The sequence below is a fragment of the Mesorhizobium sp. NZP2298 genome, from assembly GCF_013170825.1.
Classification (GTDB): Bacteria; Pseudomonadota; Alphaproteobacteria; order Rhizobiales; family Rhizobiaceae; genus Mesorhizobium.
The window spans coordinates 5,270,400-5,288,154 of the sequence record NZ_CP033365.1 but is presented as its reverse complement, the minus strand read 5'-3'; the positions used below and the strand labels follow the sequence as shown (position 1 = coordinate 5,288,154).

At 63.5% G+C, this 17,755-nt stretch carries 17 protein-coding genes; 10 read left to right on the top strand and 7 right to left on the bottom strand.

Annotated elements, in window-relative coordinates; genetic code table 11:
* Positions 1-513 precede the first annotated feature (513 nt).
* From EB231_RS25690 to EB231_RS25680, 3 genes are all read left to right on the top strand, one after another.
* On the top strand, positions 514-2,259 hold the full coding sequence (locus EB231_RS25690) for a sensor histidine kinase (RefSeq protein WP_172351275.1): 1,746 nt from the start codon (positions 514-516) through the stop codon (positions 2,257-2,259).
* Positions 2,234-3,031 carry a peptidoglycan-binding domain-containing protein gene (locus EB231_RS25685; protein WP_172351274.1) on the top strand — a complete coding sequence of 266 codons (798 nt, stop codon included), beginning with the start codon at positions 2,234-2,236 and terminating at the stop codon, positions 3,029-3,031. The genes EB231_RS25690 and EB231_RS25685 overlap by 26 nt, the downstream gene beginning before the upstream one ends.
* A gap of 68 nt (positions 3,032-3,099) precedes the next feature.
* On the top strand, positions 3,100-3,447 hold the full coding sequence (locus tag EB231_RS25680; RefSeq protein WP_172351273.1) for a DUF1491 family protein: 348 nt from the start codon (positions 3,100-3,102) through the stop codon (positions 3,445-3,447).
* Here the strand turns inward: EB231_RS25680 and EB231_RS25675 are convergent.
* On the bottom strand, positions 3,425-4,459 hold the full coding sequence (locus EB231_RS25675; RefSeq protein ID WP_172351272.1) for a hypothetical protein: 1,035 nt from the start codon (positions 4,457-4,459) through the stop codon (positions 3,425-3,427). The two genes, EB231_RS25680 and EB231_RS25675, sit on opposite strands and share 23 nt — an antisense overlap.
* A 210-nt stretch (positions 4,460-4,669) precedes the next feature.
* On the opposite strand from EB231_RS25675, the gene EB231_RS25670 reads away from it, so the two are divergent.
* Positions 4,670-4,855 carry a hypothetical protein gene (locus tag EB231_RS25670; RefSeq protein WP_136090370.1) on the top strand — a complete coding sequence of 62 codons (186 nt, stop codon included), beginning with the start codon at positions 4,670-4,672 and terminating at the stop codon, positions 4,853-4,855.
* A gap of 51 nt (positions 4,856-4,906) precedes the next feature.
* On the opposite strand, the gene EB231_RS25665 is transcribed toward EB231_RS25670, so the two are convergent.
* The 5 genes from EB231_RS25665 to EB231_RS25645 all read right to left on the bottom strand — a co-directional run bounded on the left by EB231_RS25665 (position 4,907) and on the right by EB231_RS25645 (position 11,136).
* The gene (locus tag EB231_RS25665; RefSeq protein WP_172351270.1) at positions 4,907-5,476 is read right to left on the bottom strand and encodes a DUF1254 domain-containing protein; all 570 of its coding nucleotides are present in this window, start codon (positions 5,474-5,476) and stop codon (positions 4,907-4,909) included.
* The gene (locus EB231_RS25660) at positions 5,469-6,053 is read right to left on the bottom strand and encodes a DUF1214 domain-containing protein (RefSeq protein WP_172351269.1); all 585 of its coding nucleotides are present in this window, start codon (positions 6,051-6,053) and stop codon (positions 5,469-5,471) included. Before EB231_RS25660 ends, EB231_RS25665 begins: the two co-directional genes overlap by 8 nt.
* Positions 6,054-6,228: 175 nt before the next feature.
* A complete protein-coding gene (locus tag EB231_RS25655) occupies positions 6,229-8,382 on the bottom strand; it encodes a transglycosylase domain-containing protein (RefSeq protein ID WP_172351268.1) in 2,154 nt (717 codons plus the stop codon).
* Between the two features lie 194 nt (positions 8,383-8,576).
* Complete coding sequence (locus tag EB231_RS25650) at positions 8,577-9,509, bottom strand: dimethylarginine dimethylaminohydrolase family protein (protein ID WP_172351267.1); 933 nt, start codon at positions 9,507-9,509, stop codon at positions 8,577-8,579.
* Positions 9,510-9,549: 40 nt separating this feature from the next.
* On the bottom strand, positions 9,550-11,136 hold the full coding sequence (locus EB231_RS25645; protein ID WP_172351266.1) for an amidohydrolase: 1,587 nt from the start codon (positions 11,134-11,136) through the stop codon (positions 9,550-9,552).
* A 75-nt stretch (positions 11,137-11,211) separates the two neighbouring features.
* Here EB231_RS25645 and EB231_RS25640 point away from each other — a divergent pair, with 75 nt between their 5' ends.
* The 5 genes from EB231_RS25640 to EB231_RS25620 all read left to right on the top strand — a co-directional run bounded on the left by EB231_RS25640 (position 11,212) and on the right by EB231_RS25620 (position 16,166).
* On the top strand, positions 11,212-12,108 hold the full coding sequence (locus EB231_RS25640) for a LysR substrate-binding domain-containing protein (protein ID WP_172351265.1): 897 nt from the start codon (positions 11,212-11,214) through the stop codon (positions 12,106-12,108).
* A gap of 121 nt (positions 12,109-12,229) precedes the next feature.
* Complete coding sequence (locus EB231_RS25635; RefSeq protein ID WP_172351264.1) at positions 12,230-13,324, top strand: ABC transporter ATP-binding protein; 1,095 nt, start codon at positions 12,230-12,232, stop codon at positions 13,322-13,324.
* Positions 13,325-13,393: 69 nt separating this feature from the next.
* The gene (locus tag EB231_RS25630) at positions 13,394-14,506 is read left to right on the top strand and encodes an ABC transporter substrate-binding protein (protein ID WP_172351263.1); all 1,113 of its coding nucleotides are present in this window, start codon (positions 13,394-13,396) and stop codon (positions 14,504-14,506) included.
* A gap of 20 nt (positions 14,507-14,526) precedes the next feature.
* A complete protein-coding gene (locus EB231_RS25625; RefSeq protein ID WP_172351262.1) occupies positions 14,527-15,360 on the top strand; it encodes an ABC transporter permease in 834 nt (277 codons plus the stop codon).
* Positions 15,360-16,166: an ABC transporter permease gene (locus tag EB231_RS25620; RefSeq protein ID WP_172351261.1), complete on the top strand. Its 807-nt coding sequence runs from the start codon at positions 15,360-15,362 to the stop codon at positions 16,164-16,166. The genes EB231_RS25625 and EB231_RS25620 overlap by 1 nt, the downstream gene beginning before the upstream one ends.
* On the opposite strand, the gene EB231_RS25615 is transcribed toward EB231_RS25620, so the two are convergent.
* Positions 16,163-16,951, bottom strand: coding sequence for a 2-keto-4-pentenoate hydratase (locus EB231_RS25615; RefSeq protein WP_172351260.1), 789 nt, complete (start codon positions 16,949-16,951; stop codon positions 16,163-16,165). The two genes, EB231_RS25620 and EB231_RS25615, sit on opposite strands and share 4 nt — an antisense overlap.
* Positions 16,952-17,309: 358 nt before the next feature.
* Here EB231_RS25615 and EB231_RS25610 point away from each other — a divergent pair, with 358 nt between their 5' ends.
* Positions 17,310-17,717, top strand: coding sequence for a DUF3168 domain-containing protein (locus EB231_RS25610; RefSeq protein WP_172351259.1), 408 nt, complete (start codon positions 17,310-17,312; stop codon positions 17,715-17,717).
* Positions 17,718-17,755: the final 38 nt, after the last annotated feature.

Genomic DNA, 17,755 nt, shown 5'->3' with positions numbered 1-17,755 from the left:
CGGATCATGCGTCACATGGCATGACCTCTTTTATGGGCAGGATCTTGGCACACAGGCACAAAGGACGGCTTGCAGGTTCGCAGAGAATTTTCCTCAAATTTTAGGCAAATTCGAAACAAAGCGTTTTGCAGTGGATTTGTTTCATATCGGGACGATTTTCGTTACTTTCTGATAACCATCGATCTGCTTGTTTCCATTGATGTTTCCTCGGATTGGGGCGGTTCTATTCCCATCCATGGTCCGCCGACGGTGGGCGTTCGGAGATAACCCTCCATTTACTATGGCGGCATTTGCCCGGGTTTTCGGCCGTCGCCGTCCCGATATTTGCCGCAGGCCGGGCTTTGGTCGGCGCTGCCTTATCCATTCCTTAAACGCTGGATGAGAGTTTCAGAGCCAATCAAAACAATCTGCAAAAGCAGAGCTGTTCACGACGAGTGCGAGTGCGTTGAATTGATGCCGATCAAGGCCAGATACGCTGAATTGCCAGGCGCGATTGCCGCCGGTTGCGAACGTATGGTCCATCCCTCCATTCTTGGGCAGAGCGGCCGCGAACGCCAGCGCCGTTTCATCGGCGTCATGTTGGCGGCGCCATTCTTTGCCGCCGGTGCCGCGGTCACGCTGGTCACATCAGGCATGGGCGCCGCTGTGACAATGGCCGCCATCTTCGCCGCCTTCGGTCTGTGCTGGTTCGTCGCCTTGCTGGTGGCGGCGACCGGCAAGATGGCCGCGGCGGCCCCGGTCGCCCTCGCGATGGCGGCTGTTGCCCTTGGCGGCCTCATCACCGCCGCCGGCGGGTTGAGTTCTCCCGTCGCCGTGCTTGCCCTGGCGCTGCCTTTCGAAGCCTGGTGGATCGGCACTTCGCGCCGCGCGGCCCTGTGGGGGGCGGTATCGGCCATAGCCGCCATTGCCCTTCAGCCTCTGGCAGCGGCCTTCCTGCCCTTCGCGGGCGCGCAGATCGCGGCCTGGCATTGGCTGGTGCCGTTGGCCTGGGCACTGACGCTCATCCCGCGCGTATCGGCGTTTCGCGACACCACCGGTGCGGCTGATACGCTGGATCCGGGCGACAGGCTGGAAGACATCATCGACGCGGTGGTCATGCGGGTCGCCCGACACGGTGAAGTCCTGGACGCGTCCGCCAAGGCGCGCACGCTTTTGAAATTGCCTCCTGAACTGCTTTCCGGAACGGGCTTCTTCGACCGCGTCCATCTGTCGGACCGTGTCTCCTATCTCAGCGCCCTTGCCGACATGCGTGATGGTGCCCTGTCGCGCCGCCTCGAACTGCGCATCAGGCTGCCCCAGAACGGCAACGGCCAGAATGACAATCGCCTGATGGCCGATAATTATCGGCCGTTCCTGCTGGAACTGGTGCGCGGTGAGCAGGGCGATGTCTTCACGCTGGTCCTGCGCGAAAATGACGAAACAGCCCGGCTGCGCGGAGAACTCGCACAGGCCAATGAGGTGGCAGCCGCCGCCGAAGTGGCCAAGGGCCGATTCCTGGCGGTGGTCAGCCATGAACTGCGCACGCCGCTGAACGCCATCATCGGCTTCTCGGACATGCTGCTGCATGAGATGTTCGGCGCCTTCAAGGATCCGCGCCAGAAAGAGTATGTCGGCCTTGTGCGGGATTCAGGCCAGCATCTTCTGGCCGTGGTGACATCCATACTCGACGTGTCGAGGATCGAATCGGGCGCCTACACGGCGGAACCGGAGCCGTTCCGGTTCATGGAAGCCGTCGAGATGTGCCAGTCGATGATGCGGTTGCAGGCGCAGACCAAGAACATCGACCTGCAGACGCAGATCGCTCCCGACGCCGGCGACATCAACGCCGATCGCCGCGCGGTGCAGCAGATCCTCATCAATCTCGTCTCCAATGCGATCAAGTTCACGCCCGATGGCGGCGACGTCGTCGTTGGTGCCAAGCGGATCGGCTCGCGCCTGCATTTCTGGGTCAGGGACACCGGCATCGGCATCGCCGAGGAGGACTTCGCCAACCTCGGCAAGCCCTTCATGCAGATCCAGAACGACTATACGCGCCGTTTCGAGGGGACCGGTCTTGGCCTTTCACTGGTGAAGGGGCTGGTGGGGCTTCACGAAGGCACCATGTCGATCGAAAGCATGCCGGGCGAGGGCACCACGGTGACCATCAGCCTGCCGGTCAACGGGCCGAAGGGGCGCCCGGCGAACGAGGCAGGGGTGCTGACGATGCCGGTGACGAGGGCGAAAGGGGACAGAAATGGCTCGCTCCGCAAAACAGCCTAAGGCGGTCAAACGCCGCAGCAACGCCTTCCAGGACGGCGCCATGGCCGTCGGCGGCATGATTTCGCGCAATCCCGTGCTGGTGGGCGGATCGACGGCATTCCTGGTGACGCTATTCTATGTCTCGGCGAATGCGCTGTGGTATCAGCCTTTCCCGCATGCCGGGGCGTTCTTCGCCACCCGCAATTTCCAGGGTTTTCCGCACACTGCCTCCGACGAACCGGAGACGACGATCAACATCGTGCGGCCCAATGCGGCGCCCGCCCCGATGAAGGGCGACCCGGTGGTCGAGCAGGTGCAAGGCATATTGAAGGATCTCGACTTCTATTCCGGCACGGTCGACGGCATTTCCGGGCCCAACACGCGCAAGGCCATACAGGCCTACCAGCAGAAGGTCGGGCTCAACGCTTCCGGCGAGATCGATGCCCTGTTGCTCGATCAGCTTGGCGCAACGCCGAAGACCGCCTCCGTGCCCAAACCGCAACCTCGCCCGGATACGCAGGCCGCCGTCCCGGTGTCCCTGCAGACAAATTCCGGGCAGGCGAATTCCGGGCAGGCGGATACCGCCCCGACCCAGGGACCCGACCCCCGCATCGTCAAGATCCAGGCCGGACTCAAGGCGTTCGGCAATGACGACATGCGGTTGGATGGTGTCGTCGGCGCGCGCACCAAGGCGGCGATCAAGGAATTCCAGTCGCTGTTCGGCCTGCCGCAGACCGGCGAGCCCGACGAGATCGTCTACGTCAAGATGCGCGAGATCGGCCTGACCAACTGATCGGGAAATGACGGCTCGCCGAGCGGTGGAATTATCGCTAGATAGCCCGCACGGCTTGCGGAGTTTTCATGCGCGTCACATCGGATCTGTGGGTTTCCGCCTTGGTGCGCCGCGTTTTCGGCGCTGGCGGATTTGCCGCCGTGGTCAACCGTGGCGCGACCGAGGCCGGCGCTGTCTTCGTGTTGGCGCGGGGCAGGCTGGGTGAAATCGCCCTTTACGGACCGGCGCCGCAGACAAGTTATGATTCGGCCAAGCCCGATGACCGTTTCTTCAGCCTTCTCGCCGCCGGCGACGATCCGGCCGTGCTGGACGCCCGTCTTGAGAGGGAAAAAAAATTCGATCCGGACATCTGGGTGGTCGAGATCGAGGCCGGGACTGTTCCGGTCGAAGAGCTTATTTCCGTGAAGACGCCCTGAGGACGGGGGCGGCGACATCGTCGCTGTTCGAGGCCTTGCGGCTGTCGCTGTTCGCCGGTGAGGCGTCACGAACCATCCTGGACACCGTCTCGGCCTTCCAACCCCGCACCTTGTCCAGTGCCACATCGCGATGCAGCAGGCGGTAGCGGTCGAGATAGGTGCGGATGGCCTGCGGATGCGGAAACAGGCTGGGATATATGGCGACGGTGATCAGGAAGGCCCGGTCCTCGCTGAGGTCGAGCGAACGCAGCGCCGCGAGCAGTGAGGCATAGTTCTGGTTGGCGGTCAGCGAGCGCGCGGTCGAGAAATCAATGTCGAGGGCGTCCGCAAGCGCGGTCTGGAAGAACGCGGCGTTTCCGGTCAGCGCCGTCTCGCGCAGTTTGACATAGGTATCCGAACCGGGGAACGCATCGACCCTCGCCGCCAAGGCTTCGTCGCCGGTGCGCATCATGGAGCGCAGCCTGCGCCGTGCATTCTCGGCGGCAATGCCAGGGGCCTGTTGTGCTGTCGCGCTGTCCTCTGCCGCTTCCGCATTGACGAGCGCGGCGGCTGGTGCCGCGGGGGCTTGCACCTCCGGATCCCGCACCCGCACCAGAGTCGGTCTTTCGAGCACCCTGATCAGATCGGCGATGGTCGGGTTCAGGTCCTTGCGGCGTGCGATGGCGCGCGCATGCGGCAGCCCGTGCCGGCCGATCAGCGCGATGAGGTCGATATCGCTGACGGCGCGCGAACGGATCAGCAGCGGCGCGGCGATGTCGACCGGTTCCTCGCACAGGCGCCGCACCAACGCGGCGGGAGCATATTCACATTCGGAAAGGGCAGCGGCCACATAGCGCCGCGATTCGACGGACACATCATCGAACAGCGGCAGCGTCAGGTCCTCGAGCTGGCCGATCTCGCGGCGCGATGGGCGGGTCAGCGAGCAGAACGCCGACACTGCGGCACGGAACAGCCTTTCGGCCTTGCCTGATTCGGTCCGTATCGCGATTTGCCTGAAGTCCGAAGATGACACGAAGGATACCCGATACTCGATACAAAGCCTTGATCACGCTCGACCGGGACCATGTCGGTTTCGCGATTGCCTTGGTCAGAACGTCCAGACCTCAAGACAAAGATCAAGTTAGCGGTGATCCGTTAGCGCTCCGTTAACCCTCTGCCGGCCTTAATGATATTTGGAGGCGTTGCGTTGTGCTCCGGGGAAACCGAGAGGAATGCGCGAATCATGGGCATGGTACTGTCTTTCGTGCCGCGTGCGGCACCGACCAATCGAGCCAAGCAAACCACCGAAATACCGGCGGCGGTCATCATCTTTCCCGGCATCCGCTATGAGCGGTCCAGCACCGCTGAAGCGCGGCCGGCCGGGCCCGACAAGCCGGGATCGCCGCGGACACCGGTGCCGCATCACTGAAGCCGCGGCCTGGTCCGTCAGGCCGTCAGCTCTGGGTTTTTGGCTAGCGGCTTAGAAATCCTGCAACTCGCAGGAACTCTGATCGAGAAAGCGCGACACGATCGGCTTCCAGCTGTCGTCCGGCACGAAGCTGCGGATGACGAAGATGCCCTCGTCGATCGGCGCTTCGACGAAGATCGCCCCCTGCAAATCCTCGGGCAAGTCCTGGCGCACATCGATCATCTGGGCAGGTGTCAGCACAACCGCGTCGAGCTTACCGCCGGTCGCCGTACGATCGTTGAAGGAATAGACATTGTGGCCACTGCGGTCATAGACCGAGACCGACCAGAAGGGGACGTTCCCCGGCGCCTTGATCCGAACCATTCCTTCCTCGAGGTCGAACCGGCAGGCCGTGGCATAGAATAGCGGGTCGACCGATTTCACCACCGGCGCGCCGCCCGCCTCGGCATCGAGCCGGTTCATTCTGTAGAGATCGGACGCCATGGACAGGCGCGACCAGGCGTCGCGTTCTGAAAATTCCGGCACCAGAAGCAGCACCACGATGTGCACGATGCCGGCGCCGACAACGCCGAGCAGGACGGCATGGAAAAGACGGCGCAGCGCGGCTGGGACATTACGCATCGCAGCCGGCCTTCACGATCCTGGGCAGCGAAACGTCCGATAGGCCGGTGCTGCTGGCGATGGGCGTGTCGTAGAAGGTCAGGACGAAATACATCCGGCCGGAACCGTCGGTCAAAAGCCAGTTGCCGGGCATCGGGTGATGGCCGACTGAAATGATCACCGAATTGTCGGCCTGGCGCAGCACCTCGTAGGACTGAAGGGCCGCAAGCCGCGGCTTGCCGGTCTCGACGACGCCGAGCGATTGATCGGCGGCGTAGAGCGTCCAGAAGCGGGCTGTCGGAAATCCGCCCTCTATTCTGTAGCTGCATTCCCGCTTGAGCTGGTCGCCGGCAGCATCATTTTCCGCGACGAAGGACAGGCCCTCGGCGCGGCCGAGCGCCAGCACGCCCTCGCGCGCCACGCGCGCCTTGGAATAGGGGTCGGCGGCCGGCGTGCCGATATCGGGGAAGGCGGTCCATTGGCCGATGCGGATCGCCCCGACGCCGTCCTGGATATTCAGCGCATACCAGACACTGGCGCCGCCGCCGCCAATGGCTATGGCAAGCGAAAGCAGCATCAGGAAGGCATTCTTGAGCATGAAGGGCCGCGTGCGCGAAGGATTGCCGTTCGGGGATATCGCGGCGTGGGGCCTCGTGGCAAGCCGGCGTGGTGGATTTGCACCTCGGCTAATGCATGTCGCCCGAAAGTGGCCTCGGTTTTGGGAGAACGACATGCATAAAAACAAAGAGCTAAAACCCGCGCCGGGGCGGATGTCACAGCGCCGAAAGCGTTTCGGGCGGGGCAGGGGCGTCGAGTTTGGGCGCCGACTGGAACAGCTGAGTCATGTCCCTCAGCGTCTGCGTTGTCCGGCTCGACAGCACCGGCGGGCGTTCGGCGGCCGCCTCGGCCGCGGCCTGTTCCTCGCTCTTCTTCTGCGCGTCCGCGGCCTTGGCCGCGATTTCCTCGTCGACGAACGGCTTGTCGATGCCGGGGATCGGCTTCAGATCGATGTTCTGGTGCGCGTAGACCATCAGGCGCTGCCACACCATCGCCGGCAGCGAGCCGCCGGTCATGTTCTTGGTCGGGGTGAAATCATCATTGCCCAGCCACACGGCCGCCGTGTAGTTGCCGGTGAAGCCGACGAACCAGGCATCGCGGTAGGATTGCGTCGTGCCGGTCTTGCCGGCGACGACGATGTTGGGAATCTGGGCACGCCGGGCCGTGCCCATCACGGGTACTGCCGTCAGCATGGTGTTCATGGATCTCAGCGCCTGCTCGGAGAGCACCCGGTGCGGCGGCGGCGCATCCTTGGTCCAGTCATACACCACGTCGCCGGTGCGGGTGACGAGCTGGGTGATGCCGTGCCGGGAACCGACGAAGCCGTTCTGGGCGAACACGCTGTAGCCCGTCGCCTGGTCCATCACGGTCATGCCCGAAGTGCCGAGCACCATGGTCTTGTGCCCCTCCAGCGGCGATTCCACCCCGAATGATTCCGCCATCGCCTTGATCGGACCGATGCCGAGATGGTCCTTGGCCAGCCGCACCGGCACGGTGTTGATTGACTTGGCCATCGCCATCAGCAGCGTGATGTTGCCCGCCGACTCGCCACCGTAATTGTGCGGCGACCAGTTGCCCCAGCTGATCGGTCCGCCCGAAATGACAGAGTTCGGCGTGAAGCCATGCTCCATCGCCGTGGCGTAGACATAGGGCTTGAACGACGAGCCGGTCTGGCGCAGCGCCTTGGTGGCGCGGTTGAACTGGCTGGCGCCGTAGTCGCGGCCGCCGACGATCGCCCGCACCGCGCCATTGGTCTCGATGACGACCACTGCGCCTTCAGTGACGTTGTACTCCTTGCCGAACTGGCGCAGGTGGAATTCGACGGACTCTTCCGCCGCCTTCTGGATGTTGGCGTCGAAGGTGGTGTGGGCAACCAGCGAGTGCTGGCCAGGCTTGGCGATCTTCTTGACCTCGTCGAAGGCCCAGTCGAGGAAATAGTCGGGACTCTTCTGTTCGCCGCGGTCGACGACGTCGGCCGGGTGCAGTCTTGCCTGCAGCACCTGGCCTTCGGTCATGAAGCCGGAATCGACCAGGTTGGACAGCACCACGTTGGCGCGAGCGCGCGCCGCCGGCAGGTTGATGTGCGGCGCGTATTTGGTCGGCGCCTTGAACAGGCCGGCCAGCATTGCCGCCTCGGCAAGGTTCAGGTCCTTGACGCTCTTGCCGAAATAAAAGTCGGCCGCCGCTTCGATGCCGAACGTGCCGCCGCCCATATAGGCCCGGTCGAGATAGAGCTGCAGGATTTCCTTCTTCGACAGATTGGCTTCGAGCCACAGCGACAGGAAGGCCTCCTTGATCTTGCGTTCGAAGGTTCGCTCATTGGTCAGGAACAGGTTCTTGGCCAGCTGCTGGGTGATGCTGGAGCCGCCCTGGACGACCGAGTTCGCGCGCACATTCTCGAAGATCGCGCGCGACAGGCCCAGAACATCAATGCCGTAGTGATCGAAGAAACGCCGATCCTCGGTGGCGAGCACTGCCTTGATGACGTGATCGGGCATCTCGTCGACCGGCACCGAGTCGCGCTGGATGATGCCGCGCTGGCCGATCTCGTTGCCATAGCGGTCGAGGAAGGTGACGGCGAAATCGCCCTGGGCGCGCCAGTCGCCGGCCGTATCCTGGAACGCCGGGATGGCCAGCGCCAGCATCACCACAATGCCGCCGGCGCCGAGCGTAAAACCTTCGCTCAAAATCTCGATGATGCCGCGACGCCAGCCCTTGAGACGGAAGCGCCGCGAGAAGATTGTCGCCGCCTCCCAGAACTGGCGCGCCTTGAACCCGATCTCGTAGAGCGAGGAATCGATCCAGGCATCCAGCGCCAGAAGGCGGGAGGCGATCGGACCTCTTCTCTTACGCTGTTCAGGGCTGACCATTCAAAAAACCCGGCTCGGCTGTGGCGCGACCTGAAAACCGCAAGCGGGCAATTTCAGGGCGGCGCCCTGTTTGGACTATTCATCCATTTTGCCGACGCTCACAAGGGCGGCGAGGACACAGCCGCAAGGTTTGTCGATGGCGGAGCGGGGAGAACGGCTGTAACCGATCGCCCCACCCGAAAAGCCTGGACCGTTCACGCCGCTTCGCGCTTCAGCGCCTGCGCCATGCAGTGGATACCGCCACCGGTCTTGGAGATCTCGCTCATGTCGACGGCCGCGACCTCGAAGCCGCGCGCCTTGAGCTTTTCGATCAGCGTCTTCGAGGACGTCGGCGCGATCACCCGGTCCTTGCCGAGCGACATGAAGTTGCAGCCGAGCGCCATCGTGTCCTGGAAGGGCACGTCGATGATCTCGTGGCCCTTGCCCTTCAGCCAGTCGACAATGCCGGGCTCGGTGCAGGCGAGGCAGACCGCGGTGAGCTTTTCGGCGATCGGCACCACCATCAGGTCGATATGGACATAGTATTCGTCGATGAAGGCGATGCGCGTCTCCCAGCCCTCCTTGTCGAACCATGCCTGCACCTGGCGCGCACCTTCCTCCTGCGTGCGGGCGCCGCCGCAGCCGATCAGCACCACGCCCTCTTCGATGACGTTGAAGTCGCCGCCCTCGAACGTACCCGCCGTGACCATGTCATAGATCGGGATGCCGAGCTTTTCGTAGGTGCGGATGGCGGCGTAGTTCTCGCCGCGCCGCCACCAGTTGGCCATGGCGGTGATGATGGCGCCATAGGGCGTCATGACGCTGGAATCGCGGGAATAAACCTGCATCGGTAGTTCCGGCGTCGGCTCGTGCCAGTGGATGTTGACACCGAAATGCTCGTAGGCGGCAACCAGGTCCTTGTGCTGCGCCTGCGCGATCTGGACGTTGCACGGCGCTTCGCGCAGATGTTTTCGTGACAGCGAACTGGTCGACAGATGGCGCAGGAAGTTCGGCGATCCGAGCAGCACGTCGGTCAGCACGTCGGTTTCGTTGGCGAAACCCCAGGCGGTCAGCGGCTTGGTGCCGCCTGCCGAATTGCGGCGTTGCAGCGAAAACGGCTCGGCGACGATGCGATCATGAACGGTCATGGTGTTCTCCTCGTGGGCTTGTTCTCAAGGGTTGGTCGGGTCATGCATTGCTTGGGATCCACCAGTCGCGGCCGCGCGCCGTGGAGACGTATTCCGGCCAACGGAAATTGATCGGCGGTTCATAGTCGCACAGCGGCGCGATCCAGTTCGCGCCGCCAACGCCGCCGCCGGTACGGGTGATGAACTCGTCCATCGCCGCATCGCGGGCTTTTCTATCCTCGAGCAGGCGCAGCGCCGACAGCGCGACCGTCTTGGCCGCACAGGTGACCATCGGGTCGATGGTGGCGGAGATGCCGCCCAGCGCATTCATTACCCAGGAGGGATAAACGTGGCCATTCGCCGAACGCAGCGCCGGACGCGCGACATAGAAGCGCGCGGTCGGCGCATGCCAGCTCATGTCGGTGTAGTCGTCGGAGGTCGAATTCATCTGCGAGGGCGGCAGGTCGCGGCGCAGGATCGCCTCGGCCTCCTGTGGCGAAATCAGCCTCTCCAGCTCATCAATGAAGGGATTTTCGGTTGCCGTACCACCGGCGTTGACCTGGATTTCGCGCGCGACGGCCTTTGCGGGCTCGTCCCAGTGTGGTGGTCCGACCGTCGAGAGCGCGTCATAGGCGATCCCGGCCATGGCGTGATTGCCTAGTCCGGGCCGCGACTTCGAAACCCAATGGCGCTCGTATCGACAGCCGCTGATCGCGGCGGCGGCCGCGGCATTGCGGTCGAGCACGGCGGTGACCTGTTCGGCCATGGCAATGGTCGGCACGCGGATCATGTACTGGATCTCGGCCAGCCCCGCCGGCAGATTGTCGGCGGTGGCCTGGCCGGCGGTCAGGATCGCCTCGCTGATCGACCAGCCGCCCTGGTGCGGCAACATGGAATCGCGCAGCGCCCTGGAGGCCATGTACATCGTCATCAGCGCGTCATTAGCACCGGGCGCCCGCACCGCCGAATGCGCCTGCGGGATCGGCGCGCCATCGCCCGCGCGAACCCAGTTTTCGGGCTCGTCGCACACAAAGCGGTAGATCATGGCGTAGGCGGCACCGCAATGCGTGTCCCAGCGCGCCGTGTTGCAGAGCGGCAGCATGTAGAAGGGATGGAACGAGATCATGCCGGCAAGGCCGTCATAGTAGCCCTTCGCGGCATGGATCGGCTTTGACCCCCGCACCTTTTCGGCCGGCTCGCCGGTGAAGCGCAGCGTGCCTGGAATGCCATGGTGCTGCATCGCCGCCTTGGTGGCCAGGAGGCCGCCGAGGCTTGCCATGCCGAGCCCCGAATGCGGGTCGGTGTGGCCACCGGCCTCGACGCCGAGGCCGGGCCGCGGCTGCTTCACCGTCACCGCGTCCTGGCAGTTGCCGGGCACTGCGTCATACTCGGCATAGAGGCCTACCGTCGGCCCGGCGCCATTCGTCCAATGGGCGCAGAACGCGGTCGGCATGCCACCGGAACCTTCCTCGACGGCAAAGCCTTCTCGCTTCAGCCGCTCCACATACCAGGCGGCGGACTGATATTCGCGCCAGGCGGTCTCGCCGAAATCGAAGATGGTGCGCGTCCACGCCGACAGCAGCGGCTGGATGCCATCGAGGCAGGCAAGGGCCGTCTCTTGCGCTGATGTCGTCACCGGTTTGTCCATGCATCAAAGAAAGCAGTGAAGCGGCTCGCCAAAAAGTGATATGTTTTCCCGGTTCGTGCAAATTCGGTTCACCTCTTGAGAATTCCCTCCACGCAGGCGCTGCGCGCCCTCGACAGTTTCGCCCGCCACGGCAGCGTCTGGCGTGCCGCCGACGAACTGCACCTCACCCGCAGCGCGGTAAGTCACCAGTTGCGGCTTCTCGAACGCGACCTCGGCTTCGATCTGCTTGAGCGCATCGGCAAGGGCGTCGCGCTCACTCCGCGCGGCCAGCGCTATGCCAGTGACGTGCGCAAGGCGCTTACCGTTCTTGGCGATGCGGTGACGCGCGATGCCGGCACCGGCGTCGGCGGTTCGTTCGCGGTCTCCTGCACCCCGGGCTTCGCCTCGCTGTTTCTATGCACCCATATTGGCGAATTCCGGCAGATGTACCCCGATGTGGCGCTGCGTATCCTGACGCCCCGGCGGCTCGACGATGTCAGCAATGCGGATGCCGACGCGTTCATCGCCTTTGGCGTCGGCAACTGGCCGAACCGCATGGCCGAGCTGCTGTGCGAAATCTCGTTCACGCCGCTCTGCAGCCCGACGCTGCTGAACAAGGTCGGCGGCTTTTCGAAGCCAGCGGACGTGTTGCGCGCCAATCTGCTCCATCTCGATGATACCGAGGATTGGGCGCGCTGGCTGGCCCTTTCCAAGGTCGAAAACCCCGACACGGAGGGCGGCATCTTCTTTTCCGACATGAACCTCGTCTTCTCGGCGGCGATTGCCGGCCAGGGCATTGCCATGGGCGACGAACTGACCAGCCGCCGGGCACTCAGCGAAGGCCGGCTGGTCCGGCCGTTCGACATCGCGATCAAGTCGCCGCGCTCCTACTTCCTCGTCTCCGAACACGCCAAGGCTTCGCACCCGGTGCTGGACGCGTTCGCGGGGTGGCTGAGGTCGAAGCTCTTGGAGAACCGCATTCAGCCCTATTGAGGGCGAAATGGCGCCAGCCGCCCAGACGTGAATCAAATTTGCCGATCAGGCGAAAACTATTCGGTTGCGGTGAGCCGCCGGCCTGCCTACGATTTCCGCCTGGGACTGAGGAAGAGGCAGGATGCAGCAACCCGGCCGGGCCGCAGAGATCAAGGCAATCGGGATCGGCAAGAGCTTCGGCTCGTTCCGTGCGTTGGACAATCTGACGCTCGATATCGGCCGCGGCGAGTTCCTCACGCTGCTCGGCCCCTCCGGCTCTGGCAAGACCACCTTCCTGATGATCCTGGCCGGCTTCGTGCAGCCGACCGAGGGCCGTCTCCTCAGCGATGGCGCCGACATCACCAACCGCCCGGCCGAGCAGCGCGCCGCCGGCATGGTGTTCCAGGGCTATGCTCTGTTCCCGCATATGAGCGTCGAGGCCAACATCGCCTTCCCGCTCAAGGTCCGCAAGAAATCGGCCTCCGAGATCAAGAAGCGTGTCGGCGAGATGATCGAGCGCGTCGGCCTGATCGGCCACGAAAAGAAGCTGCCTGCGCAGCTCTCCGGCGGCCAGCAGCAGCGCGTGGCGCTTGCCCGGGCGCTGGTGTTCGAGCCGGGCGTGCTTTTGCTCGACGAGCCGTTCTCGGCGCTGGACAAGGGCTTGCGCGGCCAGATGCAGGCCGAGATGAAGCGCCTGCACCAGGAAACCGGCACCACCTTCGTCTTCGTTACCCACGACCAGAGCGAGGCGCTGGCGCTGTCCTCGCGCGTCGCCATCTTCAATCATGGCAAGCTGCTTCAGGTCGGCGCGCCGGACGAAGTCTATGATCAGCCGGACAACCGCTTCGTCGCCGAATTCCTCGGCGAGATCAACATGTTGCCGCTGAAGGGGGTTAAGCCCGCCGACAATGGCTCGACGGGCCTTTGCGAGGACCGCGCTGTCAACATGCACTGCAAGGCCGAGAAAGTCCGTGGAGACGCCATCCTGGCGATCCGGCCGGAGCACATGTCGATCGCGCGGGAGGCAGCCGCCGGCGAAAACGGCATCGCCGCCACCGCCATCGCTTCGACCTATCTGGGCGCGGCGACCAAACTCGACCTGACCACGCGGCAAGGAGCAAAAGTGACCGTCTCGGTGCCGAACGAGGTCGCGGCCGCGGCGCTGAGCAAGGGCAACTCCGTCTGGCTGACCTGGCCGGCGGAAAAGGGTTTCCTCCTTCCGGATGGAGGACAATGAGCGCTGGCGCGGCTTGATCTGCCGCACCGGCTTCCGGATTGAAATCAACTAAAACAAAGGGGAACTGACATGAACGATACCAAGAAACACGCAATCGAGACGCTGTCCGAAAGGACCAGACGCGGCGAGATTTCGCGCCGCCAGTTCACGCAGCTCGCAGCTCTCGTGCTCGCCGGCGCACCGATGCTGCTGCGCTCGACAGGTGCCTTCGCCCAGGCCAAGGAACTGGTGCTGGTCAACTGGGGCGGCGACGCCATCACCGCCTATGATGCGGCCTATGGCCAGGCCTTCACCAAGGACACTGGCATCACCGTCAAGATGGACGGCTCGGGCCCGACAGAGGGCGCCATTTCGGCGCAGTTCAAGAGCGGCGCGCCGACCTGGGATCTGGTCGACGTCGATCCGTTCTCGGCCATCACGCTCGGTGCCCAGGGTGCGCTCGAGCCGATCGACTACAAGATCGTCGACAAGACGAAGATGCGGCCAGGCTTCGGCTGGGAGTATGCCGCCTCGACCTATTTCTTCTCCTATGTCATCGCCTACGATTCCGAGAAATATGGCAAGGATGCCCCGACAGGCATGGCCGACTTCTTCGATGTGAAGAAGTTCCCCGGCAAGCGCTCGCTCTACAAATGGGGCGTTTCGAGCTGGGAAGCGGCCCTTCTGGCCGACGGCATCGCGCCGGCGTCGCTCTATCCGCTCGACCTGAAGCGGGCGCATGACAAGATCGCCGCCTTCAAGGAAAATGTCGTCGCCTACTGGGGCGGCGGCGCAGAGAGCCAGAGCGTGCTGCTCAATGGCGAGGCCTCGATGGCCATCGTCTGGTCCACCCGCGCCTCGCTGATCGAGCAGGATTCCGGCGGCAAGATCAAGTTCATCTGGGACCAGGGCCTGATCTCGCCCGGCGCGCTGGCCGTGCTCAAGAACAACCCCGGAGGCAAGGACGCGGCGATGAAGTTCATCGCCAGCGCACAGGATCCGCAAAAGCAGCTCGTCATGTTCGACAAGCTCGGCCAGGGCCCGGCCAATCCGGCGGCCGACGCGCTGATCCCCGCCGACAAGAAGCGCATCAACCCGGTCGATCCCGAAAACATGAAGAAGCAGATCGCGCTCGACATGGAGTGGTACGCCAAGAACTACGGCGCGGCGCTCGACGAATACACCAAGATCATCTCCGCCTGAGAGCTGGATGCTGATCTGAGATGAGAGGCGTTCTCTCCGACAGGATGGGCGCGGCGCTGTTGATGGCGCCGCTGCTCCTGTTCCTCGTCCTGGCCTATGCCTGGCCGTTCCTCGGCGTGGTGAAGTGGAGTTTTACTCTGCCGACGCCGGGGCTTGGCCAGTATGAAGCGTTGCTCACCGACGATCTGGTCCAGTCGGTGTTCATCCGCACGCTGCGCATCGCGGCGATCGTCACGGTCGTTTCCGTTGCCGCCGCCTATGCCATCACGGTCGTCTGGGTGCGCGGCAGCCCGGCGCAACGCCTCATCGCCGAATTCTGTATCTTGGTGCCATTCTGGATTTCGGTGCTGACACGCGCCTTCGGCTGGGTGGCGCTTTTGTCCAATCGCGGCCTGATCAACACCTGGCTGCAATCGATCGGTTTCATCTCCGAACCGCTGACCCTGGTGCGTAACGAGTTCGGCGTCGTCGTCGGCATGGCGCATTTCCTCATTCCCTTCGCGGTCTTTCCGCTGGCGTCGGCCATGCGCAGCCTCGACGAGCGCGTGCTGCTCGCGGCACGCGGGCTTGGATCCAGCCGCATGCGCACCTTCTGGACGGTGTTCGTGCCGATGACCCGCTCCGGCATCATAGGCTCGGCGCTGATCGTCTTCGTCTTCTCGCTCGGCTTCTTCGTCACGCCGGCGATCCTCGGCGGCGGCCGCAGCGTGATGATCGCCGAACTGATCTATCTCAGGATTTTCCAGAGCCCGGATTGGGGGCTGGGGGCTGCGATCAGCGTCGTGCTGGTGCTGTTCGTGGGGGCGCTGATGGCGCTGCTGTTCCGCTATGTCAGACCGAAGCAGTTGATCTGATGCCGACCTATCGCCCCGGGCCCGTCTCGCTGATCCTCGCCGCCCTGGTGGCGCTGTTCCTGCTGATGCCGCTGCTGGCCGTCATCCCTGTGTCCCTGACGCCGAGCCGCATGCTGGCAATGCCGTCCGGAGAACTGTCGTTGCGCCACTATCGCTCGCTGATCGAGGACCCGCGCTGGATCCAGTCGATCCTGCTGTCAATCCGGATCGGGATCGTCAGCAGCGCGATTTCCACCGTGCTGGCGCTCTGCTTCAGCCTTGGTGTGTGGATGTTCCAGCCCCGCTTCACCGCCGCGCTGGTCGGTTTCGTGCTGCTGCCGATGGTCGTGCCGCCGGTGGTCTCGGCAATCACGCTCTACTTCCTGCTGACCTCGATCTCAGGCTTCAGCTCGTTCTTCGGCTACGACACCTGGCTCGGCGTCGCCATGGCGCATTCGGTGATGACGGTGCCCTTCGCCACGGTGCTGATCCTCGTCTCGCTCAGCCAGATAGATCGGCGCATCGACCTTGCGGCGAGGGGACTAGGCGCCAGTGTCTGGGAGCGTGCCACCCGCATCATCATGCCCAACATCAAGTTCGGCATCATCACCGCGGCGCTTTTGTCCTTCGTGCTCTCTTGGGAAGAGATTGGCGTTACCTTGTTCATCACCTCGGTCAATGCCATCACGCTGCCGCGCCTGATGTGGATGGGCCTGCGCGACAACATCGACCCGGCGATCGCGGCCCTGTCGGTGATCCTGATCATCATCACCGTGCTGGTGCTTGCGGTGCGCAGCTTCGTGGTCAGGTTGCGCACCGGGGCCTAGATAAACCGTACCGACACGCGGCCGAACCGGCCCAAATCGCCAATCACTTCGTCGCCGGCCTCGACGCTTATCGGCGTCACGCAGGTGCCTGTAATCACCACCTGTCCCGGCTCAAGTGCCATGCCCAAGCCCGAGAGTTCATTGACGATCCATGTGAGCGCGATCCGAGGGTCGCCCAGCACGGCCGCGCCCTTTCCATCGTGCCGGGATTTGCCGGAAACGAACCCGACCACCGGGTGCTCCGCGAGATTCACGTCGCGCCAGTCGTCTTCTATCGCCTCGCCGATGACAAACAGATTGGCACAGGCGTTGTCGGCTATGAGCTGCGGCGCTCCGACGGCGCAGAAATCGTCATAGCGTGAGTCCGGTATTTCGATCGCCGGGTGCAAGGTCGCCACGGCTTCCATCACCTCGGCGATTTCATAGGGTACTGGACGCGACGGCAACTGGCGGCCGAAGCGGAAGGCGAATTCGATCTCCGCCACGCGCATCTTGCTCGTCGCGAGCGAAACGGTCCCGCCAACCTCGACCGATTTCTCGGCGATGAGACGCCCGGCCATCGGGCCGTCGACGTTGATATGCCTTTGTCCGGCGAGGCTGGTTGCTGCGATCTTCCAGCCGAAAAGCGGGGCCGCTGAGCGATCCATCACATGCGACTGGATGGCGTAACCGTCGATCCGCGTTTGCGGCCGCAACTCGAGGGGTATGGCGTCGAGACGGGTGCCCTTGTCCCAATGGTCCACCAGCAACCGGGACGCGGCTCTGGCCTTTTCTGGATCGAGCATCATCAGCTCCGAAAATCTCGGGAAAATGCCCCCGTTGCCTGGCTAGAGCCGGCAAGGAACATTCCATCGTGGACCCATCCATATGAGGCAAGATCGCGCGGTCAGGCAAGCGGGACACCAAATTCATGCGCTACCTGCCGGGCGGCGCCGATGCTTGATGCGCGGCTTCCCGGTCCTGGTCTTCCGCATCTATCGGCGGGATTGTCGGCAAGTCGTATTTTCGAGATCATCAGCATGCATAATTCTTATGACGAATCGCCGTCGTTTTCCCGTAGCCAACGCTATATCTGGCAAGGCACAGGGAAACCGGCAGGCTTGGAAACGCATTGTCGGTTGCACAGCGGCTTGAGGAATGAATATGACAGCGCCCGGCGATTTGCTGCAGGCACTTTTTCTGAGGCTCAAAACCGACAAGTCGTTGTCGGCGCTGCTCGGTGGCGCCGGGCTGCTCGAAAGGGCGGCCGACAATGCCGCGTTCCCTTATGTGACTTGTGGCCAGACCAGCGCCTTTGACTGGGACACCGGCGCCGAGAACAACGATGATCAGCTGATCACGCTGCACGTCTGGTCGAAAGCTCATGGTGAAGACGAAACCCTTGCCATCATGGCCGCCGTCAAGGCCCGCCTTGCCAACGCCGCGCTGGTTGTCGGCCGGCGCGGCAAGACACGCCTGTCGCTCGAATTCACCGAGGCCCGTTACGACGAAGATCTCCTTGTACATCACGGGCTGCTGCGGTTTCGTGCGCTGACGCAGGAAAATGCCTGATACGCTTCCAAACTGACCAAAACGGAGTCTAGACTGGC

Excerpts from the sequence above, each read along its gene's own strand:
- EB231_RS25690 (WP_172351275.1), top strand. The coding sequence starts at position 514 with ATGGTCCATCCCTCCATTCTTGGGCAGAGCGGCCGCGAACGCCAGCGC.
- EB231_RS25685 (WP_172351274.1), top strand. The coding sequence starts at position 2,234 with ATGGCTCGCTCCGCAAAACAGCCTAAGGCGGTCAAACGCCGCAGCAAC.
- EB231_RS25680 (WP_172351273.1), top strand. The coding sequence starts at position 3,100 with ATGCGCGTCACATCGGATCTGTGGGTTTCCGCCTTGGTGCGCCGCGTT.
- EB231_RS25670 (WP_136090370.1), top strand. The coding sequence starts at position 4,670 with ATGGGCATGGTACTGTCTTTCGTGCCGCGTGCGGCACCGACCAATCGA.
- EB231_RS25665 (WP_172351270.1), bottom strand. The coding sequence starts at position 5,476 with ATGCGTAATGTCCCAGCCGCGCTGCGCCGTCTTTTCCATGCCGTCCTG.
- EB231_RS25660 (WP_172351269.1), bottom strand. The coding sequence starts at position 6,053 with ATGCTCAAGAATGCCTTCCTGATGCTGCTTTCGCTTGCCATAGCCATT.
- EB231_RS25655 (WP_172351268.1), bottom strand. The coding sequence starts at position 8,382 with ATGGTCAGCCCTGAACAGCGTAAGAGAAGAGGTCCGATCGCCTCCCGC.
- EB231_RS25650 (WP_172351267.1), bottom strand. The coding sequence starts at position 9,509 with ATGACCGTTCATGATCGCATCGTCGCCGAGCCGTTTTCGCTGCAACGC.
- EB231_RS25645 (WP_172351266.1), bottom strand. The coding sequence starts at position 11,136 with ATGGACAAACCGGTGACGACATCAGCGCAAGAGACGGCCCTTGCCTGC.
- EB231_RS25635 (WP_172351264.1), top strand. The coding sequence starts at position 12,230 with ATGCAGCAACCCGGCCGGGCCGCAGAGATCAAGGCAATCGGGATCGGC.
- EB231_RS25630 (WP_172351263.1), top strand. The coding sequence starts at position 13,394 with ATGAACGATACCAAGAAACACGCAATCGAGACGCTGTCCGAAAGGACC.
- EB231_RS25625 (WP_172351262.1), top strand. The coding sequence starts at position 14,527 with ATGAGAGGCGTTCTCTCCGACAGGATGGGCGCGGCGCTGTTGATGGCG.
- EB231_RS25620 (WP_172351261.1), top strand. The coding sequence starts at position 15,360 with ATGCCGACCTATCGCCCCGGGCCCGTCTCGCTGATCCTCGCCGCCCTG.
- EB231_RS25615 (WP_172351260.1), bottom strand. The coding sequence starts at position 16,951 with ATGCTCGATCCAGAAAAGGCCAGAGCCGCGTCCCGGTTGCTGGTGGAC.
- EB231_RS25610 (WP_172351259.1), top strand. The coding sequence starts at position 17,310 with ATGACAGCGCCCGGCGATTTGCTGCAGGCACTTTTTCTGAGGCTCAAA.